Below are 18566 nucleotides of genomic sequence, written 5' to 3' on the forward strand. Positions count from 1 at the left end.
CGTATCACCCCGAACCGAGGAGTTAGGCCCGACCATGGCCGTACCCAAGCGCAGGATGTCGCGCGCGAACACCAGAAGCCGACGCGCACAGTGGAAGGCCACCCGGACCGAGCTGGTCGGTGTGACCGTGGCGGGCCAGAAGCATAAGGTGCCGCGCAGGCTGCTTAAGGCGGCCCGCCTGGGCCTGATCGATCTGGACCGGCGCTAGCTCGGCTCGGCGGACGTTCGGCACGTCGCCGACGCGGTCAATGTCGATGGCGTCTTGGGGCGTCTTGGGGCTCCAGCCGGGAACCAGGGTGACGCATGTGACCGCCCGTCGACCGGCAGGTTCCCGGCGCACCGATGGAGATCTCGGCAAATACCCGGCGCGCCTCTCAGGCCGCTCTCAGGCGCTGGGACGAAACTAGTGGCCGTGCGGATACTTGTCGTCGACGACGATCGCGCGGTGCGCGAGTCGCTGCGCAGGTCGCTTTCATTCAACGGATACTCGGTCGAACTGGCTCACGACGGCGTCGAGGCGCTCGAAATGATCGCCAGCGATCGGCCGGACGCGCTCGTGCTTGATGTGATGATGCCGCGGCTGGACGGTCTCGAGGTGTGCCGACAGCTGCGCAGCACGGGCGATGACCTGCCGATTCTGGTGCTCACGGCCCGCGACTCCGTATCCGAGCGCGTGGCGGGTCTTGACGCCGGCGCCGACGACTACCTGCCTAAGCCGTTCGCCCTCGAAGAACTGTTGGCCCGAATGCGGGCGCTGCTGCGCCGCACCAAGCCGGACGATGACGCCGAGTCGGTGGCCATGAGGTTCTCGGATCTCTCCCTGGACCCCGTGACCCGGGAGGTCACTCGCGGGCAACGCTCGATCAGCTTGACGCGCACCGAGTTTGCGTTGCTGGAAATGTTGATCGCCAATCCGCGCCGGGTGCTCACGCGCAGCCGCATCCTCGAGGAGGTGTGGGGGTTCGACTTCCCCACCTCCGGCAATGCGCTCGAGGTTTACGTGGGCTATCTGCGCCGCAAGACCGAAGCCGATGGCGAGCCGCGGCTGATCCACACCGTGCGCGGAGTGGGTTACGTCCTTCGGGAGACGCCGCCGTGATGAGTTTCGTCCATCGATGATCCGGCTCCATCGGCGCCGGGCCGCGCCGCTGCGCGCCCCCAGCTCGTTGTCCCTCCGCTGGCGGGTCATGCTGCTGGCGATGTCCATGGTGGCGATGGTCGTCGTGCTAATGGCGTTCGCGGTCTACGCGGTCATCTCGGCCGCGTTGTACAGCGATATCGACAACCAACTGCAGAGCCGGGCGCAACTGCTGATCGCCAGTGGATCGTTGGCGGCCGACCCGGGCAAGGCGATCGAGGGCACCGCCTATTCGGACGTCAACGCGATGCTGGTGAACCCGGGCCACTCGATCTACACCGCCAACCAGCCGGGCCAGACGCTGCCCGTCGGCTCCACCGAGAAGGCCGTCATTCGCGGCGAGCTGTTCATGTCCCGCCGCACGGCATCAGACCAGCGAATCCTCGCCATCCACCTGCCCAACGGCAGCTCACTGTTGATATCGAAGAGCCTGAAGCCGACGGAAGCGGTGATGACGAGACTGCGCTGGGTGCTGCTCTTCGTCGGGGGCGTCGGCGTCGCGGTCGCCGCGTTCGCCGGTGGAATGGTCACGCGGGCGGGCTTGCGCCCCGTGGCCCGCCTCACCGAAGCCGCCGAGCGGGTGGCGCGCACCGACGACCTGCGGCCCATCCCGGTATTCGGCAGTGACGAACTGGCCCGGCTCACCGAGGCGTTCAACCTGATGCTGCGGGCGCTGGCCGAGTCCCGCGAGCGGCAGGCGCGCCTGGTCACCGACGCCGGACACGAATTGCGCACCCCGCTGACGTCGCTGCGCACCAACGTCGAACTGCTGATGGCCTCGATGGAGCCGGGGGCGCCGCGGCTGCCGGAGCAGGAGATGGTCGGGCTGCGCGCGGACGTGCTCGCGCAGATCGAGGAATTGTCCACGCTGGTGGGCGACTTGGTGGATCTGACCCGCGACGACGCTGGGCAGGTGGTGCACGAGGCCGTCGACGTGTCGGAGATCATCGATCGCAGCCTCGAGCGAGTCAGGCGGCGGCGCAACGACATTCACTTCGATGTCGACATTGTGCCCTGGCAGGTCTACGGCGACGGTGCCGGGCTGTCGCGCGCGGTGCTCAACCTCATGGACAATGCGGCCAAGTGGAGCCCGCCGGGCGGGCATGTCGGTATCACGATGAGGAAACTCGACCCTTCGCACGCCGAGCTGGTGGTCTCCGATCACGGCCCGGGCATTCCCCCCCACGAGCGCCGGCTGGTGTTCGAGCGGTTCTACCGGTCGACGACGGCCCGCGCGTTGCCCGGTTCGGGCCTTGGGCTGGCGATCGTCAAAAAAGTGGTGCTCAACCACGGGGGACTGCTTCGCGTCGAGGACACCGTGCCGGGAGGGCAGCCCCCGGGCACGTCGATTTATGTGCTGCTGCCCGGACGGCCGATGCCCGTCTCGACGTACCAGAAGCCCGCGGCCGACAGTAAGATCGAGGCCGAGACCGACCCTGCGGTGCCCGTCGGCGGCCAGAACCAAGCGGGGCCGAACTCTCGGGGTTCGGCGAACGTTATCTCAGTGGACTCTCAGTCCGCGCGGGCAAGGTAGTCCTGCAGTTACTGTTGGAACCGATCCGAGTCGAGCCGACTTGGGCCGAAATAGAGGAAGAGCGACGTAGCGACATGACGAACGACCCGAGGTATTCCCCACCGCCGCAGCAGCCGGGATACCACACCGGGCCTCATCAGCCTGTGGCTCCCGCCTATAACCACGGGCACCAGCACCAGCCCTACAACCAGCAGTCTGATTGGCGCTATCAGCCGTCCCAGCCGACCCCCCCGACGCAAGCGCCGCAGGCGACCCAGTACCGCCGGCCCTACGAGCCGTTCGGCGGAACCGGCCCCGTTCGGATGCCCGGGGGCACCGGGCCCGGTCCGATCCCCGGGGGCACCACCGGGATGGGCCCGATACCCGGGATGCTGCCGCCAATGGGGCCGCCACTCGCTCCGATACCCCAAAGGCGTTCCCGCGCAGGCGTTTTGGCCGCTGGAGCACTGGCGATTGCGGTGGTGTCGGCCGGCATCGGCGGCGCCGCGGCGACGGCGGTCGAGCTCGGCACACACTCGGCGGGCAACGGCGGCCGCGGCATCATCCCCGGGGCGGCTCCCAGCGTCCCGGCGGCGAACATGCCGCCGGGCAGCGTCGAACAGGTCGCCGCCAAGGTGGTGCCTAGCGTCGTCATGTTGGAGACCGATCTCGGCCGTCAGTCCGAAGAAGGCTCCGGCATCGTGCTGTCGACCGACGGACTGATCTTGACCAACAATCACGTCGTCGCGGCCGCGGCCAAGCCGGGCGCCGGTCCCGCCGGGCCCGGCTCCGCCCCCGGTGGTCCCGGTGGGCCGGGCGGTCCCGGTGCGCCGGGTGGTCCCGGTGCGCCGGGTGGTCCGGGTGGTCCCGGTGGCCCTGGCGGTCCAGCACCAAAGACCACGGTGACCTTCTCCGACGGCCGCACGGCACCATTCACGGTCGTCGGCGCCGACCCGACCAGCGATATCGCGGTGATTCGAGTGCAGGGCATTTCCGGCCTGACCCCGATCACGATGGGCTCCTCGACCGACCTGCGGGTGGGCCAGCCGGTCGTTGCGGTCGGGTCACCCCTCGGTCTGTCGGGAACGGTGACCACCGGCATCATCAGCGCATTGAACCGGCCGGTGTCCACCACCGGCGAGTCCGGTAACCAAAACACCGTGCTGGACGCGATTCAGACCGACGCCGCAATCAACCCGGGCAACTCGGGAGGCGCCCTGGTCAACATGAGTGGCCAGCTGGTGGGCGTCAACTCGGCGATCGCGACCTTGGGGGCCGATTCGCCGGACGCCCAGAGCGGGTCGATCGGTCTCGGCTTCGCGATTCCGGTCGACCAGGCCAAGCGGATCGCCGACGAATTGATCAGCACCGGCAAGGCGACGCACGCCTCGCTCGGCGTGCAGGTGACCAGTGACAAGGGCACCCCCGGCGCCAAGGTTGTCGAGGTCGTGCCGAACGGCGCGGCCGCGACGGCCGGGGTGCCCAAGAACGTCGTCGTCACCAGGGTCGACGATCGCCCGATCAGCAGCGCCGACGCGTTGGTGGCCGCCGTGCGATCGAAAGCGCCCGGGGACAAGGTTTCACTGACCTACCAGGATCCCGGCGGCGGGAGCCGCACTGTGCAGGTCACCCTCGGCAAGGCGGATCAGTGATGAGAGTTGACGAGCCCTCGGCGGCCGGGTTGTCCGAACTCGGATATACCGTTGCCCCCATGGAAACGGGTGCGGAATTGGTCCTCGGGCGTGCCCTGGTGGTGGTGGTCGATGATCGCACCGCGCACGGCGACGAGGACCACAGCGGGCCGCTGGTCACCGAGCTGCTGACCGAGGCCGGTTTCGTGGTCGACGGCGTGGTCGCCGTCGCGGCCGACGAGGTCGAGATCCGCAATGCGCTGAACACCGCCGTGATCGGCGGAGTGGACCTCGTTGTCTCGGTGGGCGGGACGGGGGTCACTCCGCGCGACGTCACCCCGGAAGCCACCCGCGACATCCTGGATCGGGAAATTTTGGGTATCGCGGAAGCCATCCGCGCCTCGGGTCTGTCCGCGGGAATCATCGATGCCGGATTGTCACGCGGGTTGGCCGGAGTCTCCGGCAGCACGTTGGTGGTCAACCTCGCCGGTTCCCGTTACGCCGTGCGCGACGGAATGGCGACCCTGAATCCGCTCGCGGCCCAGATCATCGGCCAGTTGTCGAGCCTGGAGATCTAGCCGCCCCACCACCCCGGCGACGGGTCACTGGGATTCGGCGTCCGCACGGGGTCCGTGCTCCGGCGGGGGTGTCTTGCTCGGCGCTCCGCCGTGGCGGCCCGACGAGAGGCCGTCGGTCTGGGCCAGCAGATCACGGATTTCGGTGAGGAGGACGATCTGGGCGTCTTCGGCCTGCTCGACCTCGCCGCGCTTGCGCAGCGTGGTGTAAGGAACGACGACCAGGAAGTACACCACCGCCGCGATGATCAAGAAGTTGATCGCGGCCGACAGGACATTGTTCAAGTCGATTGTCTGACCGCCGCCGATGCTGATCCGCAAGATGCCGAGGTTGGAATTCCCGTGGACGCCGATCCGGTTGATCAACGGCTTGATGACGCTGTCCGTGAACTGCGTGACCAGTGCGGTGAAGGCGGTACCGATGACCACCGCGGTGGACAGGTCGATGATGTTGCCCCGCGACAGAAACTCCTTGAACCCCTTGAACATCGGGTATGTCCTTTCTGGGACTGGACAGAGTTTGCTACCGGTCACGTGCCCAGCAGTGGTCAGGTACTCAGTGCAGGGTGAGCGTTACGGTCTGGCCCAACGCCGAGCCTGCCACGGTGTTCGCCACGCGAGCCGGCAGCGCAACCAAGACTACGCGGTCGCCATCGTCGGCCTGGAGCTTCTGTTTGGCCGACACGAGCACCACGACGGCGTCGGTTGCCACGACCCGGCTACCCGCCTGGCCGCCGGATCCCGATGCTGCCTGCGGGTCGGGGCTCGGCGCGGCCAGCACGTCGACGACGTCGCCGACCCGGACCAGGTCGATCAGTGCGCTGTCCGCCAGATGCAGCGGCACGATGCGGGCGCCGGGTCCGGCCTTCGGTCCGATGGCGGCCTCGGCCAGCCGGCTCCCGAGGAGTCGGACATCGGTGAGCACTTCCCCACGCCTCGTCGGACTGGCCAGCGTCGAACCGATGACGGCCCCCAGGTCGTTTTGCGAGCCGTCGGGAACCGTTGCGGCCAAGCGGTTTTCGATCCCAACATCTTCGAGGGTCAGGGCGGTGCCGGGACGCAGGTCGCGCACGGCCACCACAACCTCCGCGCGCTCACCCTCGGGGTTCGAACGCAGCGTGGCAATGCCGGCCAGCGCGACGAGCCCGCCCGCGGCTAATCGCCGAGCCAGCACGGTGCGGGTCCAGTCCGGTCGCAGCGATGTCGAGATCCGGCGCAGCAACGCCGCGTTCAGCGATGGTTCCCCCACGCCGCAACCGTAAGCTCCATTCGGTCGCGGCGGTCCCGGCCGGAAGTCGGGCTGTGGATAACGGGATAACGGCTACATCAAACGGCTAGGTCTAACGGCTACGTCGAGGCGGGTGCTGCAGAGGGCGTGGCGCTCTCGGTGGACTTGGCGGCCGACCCGTTCTTGTGCGTTGACCCGTTCTTCTCGCCCGAGCCGGAGCTGGACCCGGCGTCGCTTGTCGAGGACCCGTTGGCCGGCGTCTCCGGCTTTGCCGACTTCTTGCCGTCGTCGCGGCTGTCCGTGCGGTAGAAGCCGCTGCCTTTGAACACGATTCCCACGGAGTTGAAGAGCTTGCGCAGCCGACCGGAGCACTTCTCGCATGTGGTCAGCGCGTCGTCGCTGAAGCCCTGCACGACGTCGAAACGGTTGTCGCATGCGGTGCAGGCGTAGCTGTAAGTAGGCACAAAAACCTCCGGATGATTTCAGCCTTATTAGCACTCTACTTTGTCAAGTGCTAAAACCGCCACGTGAGATGTCTCATTCCCAGGGGATTTCACCCGCAACCAGGGTCAGCACTCCCCGACGCGGCGTGATGACGTGCGTCATGGGCACGTCGTGCGTCTCCGCCGGTAACTCGTCGACGAACTCCTCATCGCGCACCATCGCGAGCAAAAGCGCTCCCGGGTGCCGGCCGGTCAGCGAGCGATCGTAGAAACCTCGCCCGCGGCCGAGCCGTACACCCCAACGGTCCACCGCCAGCGCGGGGACGATCACCAGACCGGCCTCGGCGAGGGCCGACTCCGGGAGCACAGGGGCCGGCGGCTCCAGCAGTCCCCACGGGCCCGGAGTCAGGGTTCCGGGCCGGTATTCGCCCCAGCGCAGCGGCAGTGGCATGCCCTGGCTTCCCGGGCCGGCGGTCCGCGCAACCGGCAGCAGCACCCGTCGCGAGCGGCGCAGCAACACATCCAGCATCTCGATGGACCCCGCCTCGGTGCCCACGGGCGCGTAGGCGCAGACTGTGTCTACGCTGCTCAGGCGGCTCATCAACGACTCCAGGTGCTTGCTGAGCATCAGCGCCTCGTCAGCGCGCACGGCGTCGGCAACCCCGCCCCGAGCCGCGGCCAGCTGCGCCCGCAACGCGGTTTTACTCGCGTGCACCATGCGTCAACCATGACAGCACGGGTATTCGGCCTGCCATGCGGAGTCGGCTGATCCTGAGCGCTATGGTGTGAACGATGTCGCGCCCAGATCACGTCCCGATCCCCTATACGGCGATCGTCCCTGCGGCCGGTCTGGGGACGCGTTTTTTGCCGGCGACCAAGACAGTTCCCAAGGAGCTGCTGCCCGTGGTCGACACGCCGGGGATCGAGCTCGTCGCTGAGGAAGCGGCGGCGGCCGGCGCCGAGCGCTTGGTCATCGTCACCTCGGCAGGCAAGGACGGAGTCGTCGCGCATTTCGTCGAGGACCTGGTGCTCGAGGGGACGCTCGAGGCGCGTGGCAAGAAAGCGATGCTCGACAAGGTCCGTCGCGCGCCGCAGCTCATCAAGGTCGAGTCCGTCGTTCAGGAGGAGCCACTCGGACTGGGGCATGCGATCGGTTGCGTGGAGCCCACGCTGGCCGCCGACGAGGACGCCGTCATGGTGTTGCTGCCCGACGACCTGGTGCTGCCGACCGGGGTGCTGGAGACGATGGCGAAGGCACGTGCCGACTACGGCGGCACGGTGTTGTGCGCGATCGAGGTGGCTCCCGACGAGATCAGCGCCTACGGTGTCTTCGATGTGCAGCCGGGGCCCGACGGCGACAATCCCGACGTGCTCAAGGTCAACGGCATGGTCGAGAAGCCCAAGGCCGAAGACGCGCCCTCGATGTATGCCGCGGCGGGCCGCTATGTGCTGGACCGGGCAATCTTCGACGCGCTGCGCCGCATTGATCGCGGGGCCGGCGGCGAGGTGCAGCTCACCGATGCGATCGCGCTGCTGATCAAGGAGGGCCACCCGGTGCATGTGGTCGTGCATCGCGGATCTCGACACGACTTGGGAAATCCCGGCGGGTACCTGAAAGCTGCGGTTGACTTTGCGTTGGATCGTGACGACTACGGCCCGGATTTGCGGCGATGGTTGGTGGCGCGACTGGGCCTGACCGCGCAGTAGCCGGGCGATGACGCCGGGCCCGGCGAACGAAGCGGATCGGGCCTTTGGGCGGGCCGGGTGCCCGAGACGGCTGGATGGCAGAGAGGCGCGGATGTGCGTTCTGTGGAGGAGCAGCAGGCCCGGATAACGGCCGCCGCGGTGGCCCCCCGACCGATACGTGTTGCCATTGCCGAGGCGCAGGGATTGCTGTGCGCCGAGGAAGTGGTGACCGAGCGGCCGATGCCCGCTTTTGACCAGGCAGCCATCGACGGCTACGCGGTGCGCAGCGTCGATGTGCTGGGCGTCGGCGAGATCGGCATCGAGGGGCTCGGGGCAGTATCCGACGAGTCTGCCGGCGACGAGTACGGCCGGGAGGGGATCGTCCTGCCGGTGATGGGAACCATCGAAGCCGGTGCGCGCACACCCAGCCGATTGCAACCGCGGCAGGCCGCCCGGGTGCAAACCGGGGCCCCACTGCCCACGCTGGCCGACGCGGTCCTGCCGTTGCGGTGGACCGACGGCGGCGCCTCGCGTGTGCGGATTCTGCGCGGAGCGCCGTCGGGGGCCTATGTCCGACGCGCCGGCGACGATGTCCAGCCCGGTGATGTTGCCGTGCGCGCCGGAGCGATCGTCGGCGCGGCACAGGTCGGACTGCTGGCCGCCGTCGGGCGGGAACGAGTGTTGGTCCATCCGCGTCCGCGGTTGGCGGTCATGGCCGTCGGCGGCGAGCTGGTCGACATCTCGCGAACCCCGGGCAATGGGCAGGTGTACGACGTGAACTCCTACGCGCTGGCGGCGGCGGCCCGGGATGCCGGGGCGGAGGTGAACCGCATCGGCATCGTCAGCAACGACCCGAAACAGCTCCGCGAAGTTGTTGAAGGGCAGATCAATCGGGCCGAGATCGTCGTGATCGCCGGGGGCGTCGGGGGCGCGGCCGCCGAGGCGGTGCGCTCGGCGCTTGCCGAGCTCGGCGAGATGGAAGTCGTCCGGGTCGCGATGCATCCGGGCTCGGTCCAGGGCTTTGGGCAGTTGGGCCGCGAAGGAGTTCCGACTTTCCTGCTGCCGGCCAATCCGGTCAGCGCCCTGGTGGTCTTCGAAGTGATGGTCCGGCCGCTCATCCGCCTCTCGCTGGGCAAGCGTCAGCCGATGCGCCGGATGGTGCAGGCACGCGCCCTGTCGCCCATCACCTCGGTCGCCGGCCGCAAGGGGTATCTTCGCGGTCAGCTGATGCGTGACCAGGACACCGGCGAGTATTTGGTACAGGCCCTGGGCGGGGCCCCGGGGGCGTCGTCCCACTTGTTGGCGACTCTGGCGGAGGCGAATTGCCTGGTGGTGGTTCCCAGCGGTGCCGAGCAGGTTCGCACGGGAGAGATCGTCGACGTCGCCTTCCTGGCGCAGCGCGGCTGAACGGAACGACTGCACACGCCCGTGAACCTGTTGCGCTCTACTTCTCGTCATCCGGGTTGGCCCTCGGATGTCGGGCCGCTGCGGGTGCAGGCGGGGGTCGTCCGGCTGCGGGCGGTGCGCCTGCGCGACGGCGCCCAATGGAGCCGGATCCGCCTGGCCGATCGCGCGCATCTCGAGCCCTGGGAGCCCAGCGCGGACGGCGATTGGACGATGCGCCACACCGTTGCGGCCTGGCCGGCGTTGTGTTCTGGCCTGCGCGCGGAGGCCCGCCAGGGACGCATGCTGCCGTACGTCATCGAGCTCGATGGGCGTTTCTGCGGCCAGCTGACCGTTGGCAACGTCGTCCATGGCGCGTTGCGATCGGCATGGATCGGCTACTGGGTCCCGCGGTCCGCGACCGGTGGCGGGGTGGCCACCGCGGCATTGGCGCTGGGGCTGGATCACTGCTTTGGTCCGGTGATGTTGCATCGGGTGGAGGCCACCGTGCGTCCGGAGAACGCAGCTAGCCGGGCTGTGCTGGCAAAGGTCGGCTTCCGCGAAGAGGGCCTGTTGCGTCGTTACCTCGAGGTCGACAGGGCCTGGCGAGACCACTTGCTGATGGCCATCACGGTGGAAGAGGTTCAGGGATCGATGGCATCGACGCTGGTGCGCGCTGGCCACGCGAGTTGGGCTTAATCCTCGCCGAACGGTTGCAATGGCGACACGAGTGACTGTTGGTGCTTGTGAGAGGCAAATTACAGGTGTGTAATTGTGCTGGTCACATTGGCCCGGCCGCGTTGGCCACCGAGTGCCTCGCGGGCGCCGGACCAGTTAGGAGCAGGTCATCATGCCAAGCATCCCGCAGTCACTGTTGTGGATTTCGCTCGTGGTGCTCTGGCTGTTCGTACTCGTTCCGATGCTCATCAGCAAACGCGACGCCGTTCGGCGCACGAGCGACGTGGCCTTGGCGACCCGCGTGCTCAACGGCGGTGCGGGTTCCCGCCTGCTCAGGCGGGGCGGGCCGGCCGCGGGTCATCGCAGTGACCCGCACTGGAAGCCCGAGGAAGAACCGCTCGAAGACGAGCTCGTGAAGGCTGAGGAGGAGGAGCGCGACCACGGCGACAACGACGACGCCGAGCAAGGCCAACCCGCGCATCCGGTTGTGATGAAGGTGCCGGCGGACGCGCGGGACGAGCCCGACTACTTGGACGTCGACGTCGTCGAGGATGCCGCGGCGCTCCCGGCGGGTGCCGGCGGCGAGCTCGCCGGGTCCGAGGGCGGCGTCGGTGAGGATCGCCCCCTCGACGAGACCGAAACCGAAAGCGGTGCGTCGGATGCCGAGCAGGACGACCGGTACGAATACATCGAGGACTCGTCGGGCCTGGAGCCCGAAGAAGACCCCCGCGAGGACGAGGATTCGGCCGTCTTCGTCGCGCCCGGCAGGTCACGACGTCGTCGATTCGACACCAAGACCGCCGCCGCCGTCAGCGCCCGAAAATATGCCTTCCGCAAGCGGGTGCTCATGGTGATGGCGGTGATTCTGATTGGCTCGGCAACGGCCGCTTTCGAGGTGTCGCCGACCGCGTGGTGGATGTGCGGCAGCGCCACCGCCGTGACCGTGCTGTACCTGGCCTATTTGCGCCGGCAGACGCGGATCGAGGAGAGGGTGCGTCGTCGCCGGATGCAGCGGATGGCGCGCGCGCGGCTTGGGGTGGAGAACGCTTACGACCGCGAATACGACGTGGTGCCCTCGCGGTTACGGCGCCCCGGTGCGGTGGTTCTGGAGATCGATGACGAGGACCCCATCTTCGAGCACCTGGACAACGCGATGCCGATGCGGACCTTCGGTTGGCCGCGGGACCTGCCGCGCGCGGTCGGCGAATAGCGCTGGGGGTTCGGCGGTTCGCCGCACGGCTGGTAGCCTGCTAGCGATCAGGGGCTATGGCGCAGTTGGTAGCGCGACTCGTTCGCATCGAGTAGGTCAGGGGTTCGAATCCCCTTAGCTCCACCAAGTTTGGGCAGGTCAGAGCACTCTACCCGCATCAAGCTCTGGAAGCCGTCCGCAGAGCGTCCGCAGCAGCTTGGATCGCCACATCCAAACGGTCCCCAACGCCGTCCAAGTCCTCATCGAAGAGATCGGCATAGATGTCGAGCGTCATCGACGCTTTGGCGTGGCCCAGCATCCGTTGAACCGCCTTCACATTCGCTTGTGCGCTTACCGCACAAGGCTTGCGGCTGTGTGACGCAGGTCGTGTGGCGTGATGACAGCGAAGTTCTCATCCGCCGACCGGCACCTTGTGACTGCTGGCCGGAACACCCTGGCACGCCAATTGGAGTTCCGTAGAACGCCGCCGCGCTGGTCGGTGAAGACAAGATCGTCGCGGCCATCCGGTGTGGCGCCGACTCGGTATTGAACCCGGTGCACCCGGCGAGCCCGGTGCCCCCGGTGCGGATAACCCGGATGACCACCAACTGCACCGGGTTAACCGCCTGCACCGGCACCAACATCCGGGTGCGATGCCCGGTGGCGCAACCCACGCGGAACGATCCATCCCAGTCTCAGAACTAACGTTCTTGACTTCTCAAATGTCGCCTCACCGCGGGAGACCACACGCGCCGGGGCAACGGTTCGGTTCCTGTCTCAGGGTGCGAGCCCGACAAAGCCCGGCGGCATGGATGGCGCTGGCGACGGCCCCGCCGGACCGCCACCGCCGCCAGCGGTACCGCCGCCGTTGCCGCCACCGTCGGTGCTCCCACCGCCGCCACTGCCAGCAGCGTCCCCCGGCTGAGGACCAACCGCAGGAGGCTCCACCTGTCGCGGTGGAGGCGGCGGCTGTTTGGGTAGAGGCGGTGGCGCGACTGGCCGGGGTGGTGTCTGGATCTGCGCGCTCGGCGGCGGTGGTGGCGGAACCTGCGGCGGGTCGGGCTGGGTGATATCTCCGGAGGGAATCGCTGCGATCTGCCAAGCCGGCACTGTGCCATGCGCGTCACCGTCGGAGCGGTTTGCTGCGTAGCAACCCGACGCGAAAACACCGCTGTCCATCAAGTGTGGCGTCCATACCGCACCGATCCGCGTCGGTGACGTCTGGTGACCTACCCCTGCCACTGGACCAAGGATGGAGAAGCCGGCGTTGTTGGTTACATACGGATCGTAAAAATGGCTTGGGCAGTAGACTTGAATTGATGTGGCGATGAATCTGACCGCGGTCCTATGGACCCGTGCGGACATTTGGCGGTATTCCGGATTTTGCTCGAACATACCGTTCATCTCTTCGTCTACCACGGCATAGACCGAGGCGCCGCCATCGAGTTCGCTACAAATTTGATGGGCTCGGGCGACGAGAGCAGGCAAGTTATCGAGGGCGGGAATCTGATCTGCTGCGAGCTGCGCCACAAACAGATCTTGCAGATCCTGCTGGCTTGGGCTTGGGTCGGCGCTTGCCGCGCCAGCGCAAATAACTGCGGCGGTCAGCACCATCGAGGCGCTAGCCAGAGCGTGGGCAGGACTGGTGATGCCGGTGCGCACGGCACGATCCCCGTTTCTTCGGTGTCATCTGCTCGGTATCTAATTCAACCCGAGTGACGACGGGACGTCCATAGGTTGTTGGGCCGCCCTGCTCGCACCGGGTTCACCTCGTCGGCGTGGCTGAATCTTAAGGAACCCGAAGCTCTTAAGAGGGCCTACGAACTGGCCGCCGACGCGGACGTGATCGTGGAAAGCTACCGCCCCCACAAGATCGCCAACCTGGGGCTGTCGCCCGAGGAACTGGCCGCGCGCCGCCCGGCATCGTCTACGCCTCCGCGCAGTGCTACAGCTACGACGGACCGTGGGCAGAGCGCGGTGGTTTCGACATGGAAGCGTTGTGCGTCACCGGGTTCACCACCTTAGAGGGCTCCCCGGAACAGCCGAAGTTTCCGCCGACATTCGTGATGAACGATTTCGTTGCCGGCTACCTCGGCGCGGCGGGCATCCAAGCCGCTTTGATCCGCCGGGCCAAGGAGGGCGGCAGCTACCACGTGCGGGTTAACCTGGCCCGCTGCGCGATGTGGTTCAACTCCCTGGGCACCTTCGACACGGACGTCCCGGATACCGGCAAGCAACACCAACTGCTGGCCCCGGACACGATCACGGCCCAAACCCCCAACGGGAAGTACGTCCGATTGGCCCCGCCGGTGCAGTTCACCGAAACCAAGCCCTACTGGCGAGACCCGGTACTGGTGGTGCGCGGGTCAAGCAAGCCGGCATGGACAACCGTCTGAGGCTTCGCAGATCCGTGGGCTAAGCCGCGCACGGTCGGGTTGGCTCAACCAACCCAGCCGCACGGCCACTAGGAGAGCGACGTCTTCAGGCACAGACCGTCCGCAGTGCCCGCAGTAGCTTCGATTAGCCCCGGCGTCCGTCAACGGTGCTAACCTTCTGACCCGCGGTTTACCAGCCCAATCAACGCGACCAAACAGCAACAAACGCCCAAGGCCATCTGGTCCCCGGCAGCGCGCATCGCCGCGTCCAGATTCCCGGCCACATCGTCGAGGTCGTCGTCGAACAGGCGCATTTGACGCCGCGGGGTTGGTAATCGCGGGTGGGGTCCTTCAACAGCGATCCAGCGGCGAAGGGGGCAATCAGGGCGGTTCTTCGATCGTGGATGGTTGGTCGGAGTGCTGGACATAGGCCGCTTCGCGAACCGCGTCGTCGGGTTCCAGGGCCGCGCCCAAGGCGCCTCCGATCATCGCCAAGGAGCTTGTCAGCCACGCTAATTCGAAGTAATCCCGCAGCGAGACCGGATGACCGACGGCGTCGCGGAAAATTGCAGGCAGCACAAACCAGAACGCCGCGATCAACGCCAGCACATACAGTGCGGCATACAGCACGCTCACGCCAATGACGACGGTCACCGTGGTGGCAATGTTGAACAACATGACCTGCTTGCGCACTTCGCGTGAGATTGTGGGTTCCCACAGCTCAGCTCCGATGATCAAGGTGGCTGTGGTGGCGCCGACGGACACGAGCCCCGTTCCGGCGAGCCGTTCCCATCCGAATGCATCCGACAGCCGCCAAATATCCGAGGTCACCAACGCAACGATCCCGACGGCCACCGCGCCGGTCAGCGCACGCGACAATCGCAGCGACAACCGCCATGGCTGGTTCGCTGCCACCATCCCGCCCAAGAGGACCAGATTGCCCGTCAGCACGCGTGCGGTGTAAGCGAAAGCGCCATCGGCCGGATCTGTGCCCAGTTCCCGCACCCGCTCGATGAAGAACCGCCGCGACGGGCTTGCTGCAGCGTCGGCCACGGTGCTGCGTTGCTCGGGCAATCCGATCAGCCGCTCCAGCAGGCGCACAATCGTCTCGCGAATCCGCTGGCGTGTCCCCACCGCACCAACAGCGGGCACCGATATAATCGCCACGTTGTGCACGGGATTGGCGTGGGCGACGACGGGGCGTCGGTGAACGTGCAACGGAAGATCGGTCAGACAGACGACAACGTCCCAGGCGCTGTCGAGGAGCAATCGCCGCGCGGCGCTCACGATTGCAGCGTCGGTCGCCGGTGCCTGCACCAGGGGTCTCTCTACCGCCTCAACGCACCACCGGGCACCGGGTAACCGCCGCTCGAGCTCTTGACTCAAGCCCGCATCAACGAGCTCACGGGCCAGTGAGTAAGCCGCACCTGGATCCCCGACCAGACCCAGTAAGATGTGTGGGTCGTCGGCGTGTGTTGGATCTTGTGCAGGCGCCATCTGTCGATCGTCACATCCACTCGTCCACCGCGCTCGCCCGCGGACCGAAATGTGCGCGTTGACGCGCCGGGTATTCCGGGGAAGTTGCAGCGGACGCGCGCGGTCGTAGTTCGCCGTCGTTGCCGCCATCGCAAGCACTATCGCCGCACTTAGGCCCCAATGCTTGACACGCCAAAGCTGCTGCCGAGGAGACTCAGTGAAATGCGGACATTTTCTCCGTCGTGGGTGGATGGCAGGCCGCCCAGGCTGTTGAGTTGGTGCGTGCGTTACGCATTCAGTTGCTCGAGATGACGCAGCGGCTTAATTGGCTTGAACGACAGATAAATTCGCGTGAACGACGGAATATCACCGGGACGACGCTCGGGCATGTGCCATGCGGTGGTAGCGGCCGCGCTGCGACGCGACGTTCTCGAGGCACAGGCTCACATCGAACGGTTTCAGCGCTAACTTGCGTTAAGCGGATGCGGGCCCCCACGCACGTGGCCTCGCTAGAAGCTTTGTGGCCTGCGGCTGGATGGCGCTGACGCTCGAATGGTGCCGTACCGGATTCCGTCTTAGGATCGACCCGCCGCGTCGCATCTGCTACGCCCATCGGTAGAGGACTTCGCCATGCCTACGCGTGTCAGGCCCGCGTTACCGCTTCGCGCGATTTTCGGCACCGAGAAAGCCCGCTCTTCACTTGTGATCGGTGCGCTCGGCGTCGTGTTCGGAGACCTCGGGACAAGTCCCATCTATACGATCCAGACAATTTTCGATCCCAGCGACCCTCATCCCATACCGATCACGACAGCAAATGTCTATGGGGTCGTATCGGTGATCTTCTGGTCGGTGATGATCATCGTCACGCTCACCTACGTCACCCTGGTGATGCGCGCCGATAACGACGGTGAGGGCGGCATCATGGCCCTCATCACCCTGGTGCGCCGGTTGGGTGTCAACCGGAGTCGTCGCATGGTGGTTACTCTGGCCGCGCTCGGCCTCTTTGGCGCCTCGCTGTTTTTCGGCGACAGCATGATCACTCCAGCCATCTCGGTGATCTCGTCGGTGGAGGGCCTCAAGGTTGTCGAGCCGCGATTCGGTCACTGGGTCGTGCCGATCACCGCGGTGATCATCGTTATTCTCTTCGCTTTTCAGAGCCGCGGCACCGCCGCAATCGGACGCCTGTTCGGGCCGATCATGATCGTGTGGTTCGTCGCGATCGGCGCGTGCGGCGTCGAGGGCATAGCCACGCATCCGGCAATCGTCAAGGCGTTGTCACCCGTATATGCGCTGACGTTCATGGTCACCTACCCAGCCACGGCCTTTTTTTCGCTGGCCGCGGTCGTCCTGGCGGTGACGGGGGCGGAGGCGCTCTACGCGGACATGGGCCACTTCGGCCGGCCGGCAATCACCCGGGCGTGGCTGTTTGTGGTCTTGCCGGCGTGCACGCTCAGTTACTTCGGCCAGGCCGCGCTGCTGTTGGGCAACAACAACGTCACCGATGCGCCCTTCTTCCTGCTCTCACCGGGCTGGGCGCGATTGCCGATGGTGCTGCTGGCGACCGCGGCAACGGTGATCGCCTCCCAGGCGGTGATCACCGGGGCCTACTCGGTAGCGTCGCAGGCCGCTCAGCTCGGCTCCCTGCCCCGGGTGCGGGTCGTTCACACGTCCGAGTCGACGATCGGCCAGATCTACGTGCCCTGGATCAACGGTCTGCTGATGGTTGCGGTCCTCATCCTGGTGTTCGCGTTCCGCAGCTCGGCGGCACTGGCGTTCGCATACGGCATGGCGGTGACCGGGACGATCACCATTACAACCTTGCTCTTTTTCTTCGTCGCCCGCGAACGGTGGAAGACACCCGTGTGGCTGATTGTGACTGGCGCTGCAGCGTTGTTGACGATCGACCTACTGTTCCTGGCGGCCAACCTCACCAAGCTGGTGCACGGAGCCTGGCTACCCCTTCTCATCGCCGCAACGGCTTTCCTCGTGATGACGACCTGGCAGCGGGGCAGCGACCTCGTCACACAAGCGCGGGCCAAAGCGGAGGGACCGCTGCGCGAATTCGTCGATCAGCTGACCCATCATCGCCCACCGCTGGCGCGGACGGCCGGTACAGCGATTTTCCTCAACCGCGGCAAAGAGACCGCGCCGCTGGCAATGCGAGCCAACGTCGAACACAACCACGTGCTACACGAACACTGCGTGATCGTGTCGATCGAGACCGTTCCCGCGCCGCGGGTGCCGGACGAAGCACGACTAGAAGTCGATGACCTGGGTGATTTCCGAGACGGGGTTATCCACGTCAATGCGAAGTTCGGGTATATGGAACAGCCCAACGTCCCGGATGCGCTGCGGCTGCTCGACCCGCGCCAAACCGAAGGCGAAATCGCCCTCGATGACGCCTCTTATTTCCTTTCAAAGCTTGAACTGCGGGCGGGCTCTGCACCGACCATGCCGGCATGGCGCAAGCGCTTGTTCGTCGCCACCTCCTACATCGCCGCGGACGCCGCCGAGTATTTCAACCTGCCCATCGACCGCACGGTGGTCATGGGTGCGCGGATTCAGGTCTAGCGGTCGTCGCCCCGCGGGTGTCGAACCTGTACGACGGCGACAGCTGGCTCCGGATACGGTGAAAGGCCTCGAACTGACATTGACCTTCCTGCGCAGCAAACGCGCGCAAGCCGTCATGCAGCAGCGACGGGAACAATCAGCTTGGGCATGCAAGTCATGTCCCGACGCTGAGGCGGAATTCATCGGCGGTGAACGTTGAACTGCATGCGGCCGGTGGAATCATGGCTCTTGACGCCGTCAAGACCCGAAAACAAAACCGCAGGTAACGAACGGGACTGAATCGTAACGAGACGGAACGAACATGCAGGTAAGCCGGTATTTTGCCTGGTCAAGGCAGGGTTCGAATCCCCTTAGCTCCACAAAGCTTCTCAGCACGTAATCCTTCATTCTTTCGTTAGCTGTCCGGTCGCCATAGAGCGCCGGGGCCGCAGTGGGGCCGCAGCAGCGCGGATTGCTGCATCGAGGTTGGCGCCACTCGAACTTCTGGTTCAGCGAAAAGCCTGGGCCACAGCATATTTCGCCACAAAGTCTGGGGATCGACCCTTACATTCTGCGATCGAGAGATAAGGGTGGTGCAGCACTCGACTGAGGCCGGGAGCGTTGGCCGGCCGCCATCATCGGAAAGCAGGCCGCGCGAGGTCCTTTGCCACACGTACACCCCGTAAGCGGAGGTGACGTCG

General features: G+C 66.3%; 16 protein-coding genes, 1 tRNA gene and 1 pseudogene. 12 read left to right on the plus strand and 6 right to left on the minus strand.

Going from position 1 to position 18566, the window contains the following annotated elements:
• Positions 1–34 precede the first annotated feature (34 nt).
• The 5 genes from rpmF to JO059_RS18535 all read left to right on the plus strand — a co-directional run bounded on the left by rpmF (position 35) and on the right by JO059_RS18535 (position 4860).
• Positions 35–208: a 50S ribosomal protein L32 gene (gene rpmF / locus JO059_RS18515; protein ID WP_067115484.1), complete on the plus strand. Its 174-nt coding sequence runs from the start codon at positions 35–37 to the stop codon at positions 206–208.
• Positions 209–412: 204 nt separating this feature from the next.
• Positions 413–1099, plus strand: coding sequence for a two-component system response regulator MprA (gene mprA / locus JO059_RS18520; RefSeq protein WP_293321337.1), 687 nt, complete (start codon positions 413–415; stop codon positions 1097–1099).
• Between the two features lie 16 nt (positions 1100–1115).
• Positions 1116–2672, plus strand: coding sequence for a HAMP domain-containing sensor histidine kinase (locus tag JO059_RS18525; protein WP_293321339.1), 1557 nt, complete (start codon positions 1116–1118; stop codon positions 2670–2672).
• Between the two features lie 74 nt (positions 2673–2746).
• The gene (locus tag JO059_RS18530; protein ID WP_293321341.1) at positions 2747–4303 is read left to right on the plus strand and encodes a trypsin-like peptidase domain-containing protein; all 1557 of its coding nucleotides are present in this window, start codon (positions 2747–2749) and stop codon (positions 4301–4303) included.
• Complete coding sequence (locus JO059_RS18535) at positions 4303–4860, plus strand: MogA/MoaB family molybdenum cofactor biosynthesis protein (RefSeq protein ID WP_293321343.1); 558 nt, start codon at positions 4303–4305, stop codon at positions 4858–4860. Before JO059_RS18530 ends, JO059_RS18535 begins: the two co-directional genes overlap by 1 nt.
• Positions 4861–4884: 24 nt before the next feature.
• Here the strand turns inward: JO059_RS18535 and mscL are convergent, their stop codons facing one another.
• The 4 genes from mscL to JO059_RS18555 all read right to left on the minus strand — a co-directional run bounded on the left by mscL (position 4885) and on the right by JO059_RS18555 (position 7246).
• The gene (gene mscL / locus JO059_RS18540) at positions 4885–5346 is read right to left on the minus strand and encodes a large-conductance mechanosensitive channel protein MscL (protein WP_293321345.1); all 462 of its coding nucleotides are present in this window, start codon (positions 5344–5346) and stop codon (positions 4885–4887) included.
• Between the two features lie 67 nt (positions 5347–5413).
• Positions 5414–6106, minus strand: coding sequence for an SAF domain-containing protein (locus tag JO059_RS18545; RefSeq protein ID WP_293321347.1), 693 nt, complete (start codon positions 6104–6106; stop codon positions 5414–5416).
• Between the two features lie 98 nt (positions 6107–6204).
• Positions 6205–6549, minus strand: coding sequence for an FmdB family zinc ribbon protein (locus tag JO059_RS18550; RefSeq protein ID WP_293321349.1), 345 nt, complete (start codon positions 6547–6549; stop codon positions 6205–6207).
• Between the two features lie 73 nt (positions 6550–6622).
• Entirely contained in the window at positions 6623–7246 is a 624-nt protein-coding gene (locus tag JO059_RS18555; protein ID WP_293321351.1) for a 5-formyltetrahydrofolate cyclo-ligase, read from the minus strand.
• A gap of 74 nt (positions 7247–7320) precedes the next feature.
• On the opposite strand from JO059_RS18555, the gene JO059_RS18560 reads away from it, so the two are divergent.
• The 5 genes from JO059_RS18560 (at position 7321) to JO059_RS18580 (ending at position 11611) form a co-directional block, all read left to right on the plus strand.
• The gene (locus JO059_RS18560; protein ID WP_293321353.1) at positions 7321–8235 is read left to right on the plus strand and encodes a UTP--glucose-1-phosphate uridylyltransferase; all 915 of its coding nucleotides are present in this window, start codon (positions 7321–7323) and stop codon (positions 8233–8235) included.
• A 93-nt stretch (positions 8236–8328) separates the two neighbouring features.
• Positions 8329–9621, plus strand: coding sequence for a gephyrin-like molybdotransferase Glp (gene glp, locus JO059_RS18565; RefSeq protein ID WP_293321355.1), 1293 nt, complete (start codon positions 8329–8331; stop codon positions 9619–9621).
• Positions 9622–9642: 21 nt separating this feature from the next.
• Positions 9643–10296: a GNAT family protein gene (locus tag JO059_RS18570; protein ID WP_293321357.1), complete on the plus strand. Its 654-nt coding sequence runs from the start codon at positions 9643–9645 to the stop codon at positions 10294–10296.
• Positions 10297–10447: 151 nt separating this feature from the next.
• A complete protein-coding gene (gene glpR, locus JO059_RS18575; RefSeq protein ID WP_293321359.1) occupies positions 10448–11485 on the plus strand; it encodes a gephyrin-like molybdotransferase receptor GlpR in 1038 nt (345 codons plus the stop codon).
• 50 nt (positions 11486–11535) lie between these two features.
• A tRNA-Ala gene (locus JO059_RS18580) sits at positions 11536–11611 on the plus strand.
• 630 nt (positions 11612–12241) lie between these two features.
• Here JO059_RS18580 and JO059_RS18585 read toward each other — a convergent pair.
• The gene (locus JO059_RS18585; protein ID WP_293321361.1) at positions 12242–13126 is read right to left on the minus strand and encodes a DUF732 domain-containing protein; all 885 of its coding nucleotides are present in this window, start codon (positions 13124–13126) and stop codon (positions 12242–12244) included.
• Between the two features lie 78 nt (positions 13127–13204).
• Here JO059_RS18585 and JO059_RS18590 point away from each other — a divergent pair.
• Positions 13205–13860 (plus strand): annotated as a pseudogene (locus tag JO059_RS18590) (CoA transferase).
• A 360-nt stretch (positions 13861–14220) separates the two neighbouring features.
• Here the strand turns inward: JO059_RS18590 and JO059_RS18595 are convergent.
• Positions 14221–15126: a hypothetical protein gene (locus JO059_RS18595; RefSeq protein ID WP_293321363.1), complete on the minus strand. Its 906-nt coding sequence runs from the start codon at positions 15124–15126 to the stop codon at positions 14221–14223.
• A gap of 819 nt (positions 15127–15945) precedes the next feature.
• Between JO059_RS18595 and JO059_RS18600 the strand changes: the two genes are divergently transcribed.
• Complete coding sequence (locus JO059_RS18600) at positions 15946–17886, plus strand: potassium transporter Kup (protein ID WP_293321365.1); 1941 nt, start codon at positions 15946–15948, stop codon at positions 17884–17886.
• Positions 17887–18566: the final 680 nt, after the last annotated feature.

This window comes from Mycobacterium sp., from assembly GCF_019247615.1.
Lineage (GTDB): Bacteria > Actinomycetota > Actinomycetes > Mycobacteriales > Mycobacteriaceae > Mycobacterium.

Excerpts from the sequence above, each read along its gene's own strand:
- JO059_RS18535 (WP_293321343.1), top strand. The coding sequence starts at position 4,303 with ATGAGAGTTGACGAGCCCTCGGCGGCCGGGTTGTCCGAACTCGGATAT.
- JO059_RS18525 (WP_293321339.1), top strand. The coding sequence starts at position 1,116 with ATGATCCGGCTCCATCGGCGCCGGGCCGCGCCGCTGCGCGCCCCCAGC.
- glpR (WP_293321359.1), top strand. The coding sequence starts at position 10,448 with ATGCCAAGCATCCCGCAGTCACTGTTGTGGATTTCGCTCGTGGTGCTC.
- mscL (WP_293321345.1), bottom strand. The coding sequence starts at position 5,346 with ATGTTCAAGGGGTTCAAGGAGTTTCTGTCGCGGGGCAACATCATCGAC.
- JO059_RS18530 (WP_293321341.1), top strand. The coding sequence starts at position 2,747 with ATGACGAACGACCCGAGGTATTCCCCACCGCCGCAGCAGCCGGGATAC.
- JO059_RS18600 (WP_293321365.1), top strand. The coding sequence starts at position 15,946 with ATGCCTACGCGTGTCAGGCCCGCGTTACCGCTTCGCGCGATTTTCGGC.
- JO059_RS18560 (WP_293321353.1), top strand. The coding sequence starts at position 7,321 with ATGTCGCGCCCAGATCACGTCCCGATCCCCTATACGGCGATCGTCCCT.
- rpmF (WP_067115484.1), top strand. The coding sequence starts at position 35 with ATGGCCGTACCCAAGCGCAGGATGTCGCGCGCGAACACCAGAAGCCGA.
- JO059_RS18555 (WP_293321351.1), bottom strand. The coding sequence starts at position 7,246 with ATGGTGCACGCGAGTAAAACCGCGTTGCGGGCGCAGCTGGCCGCGGCT.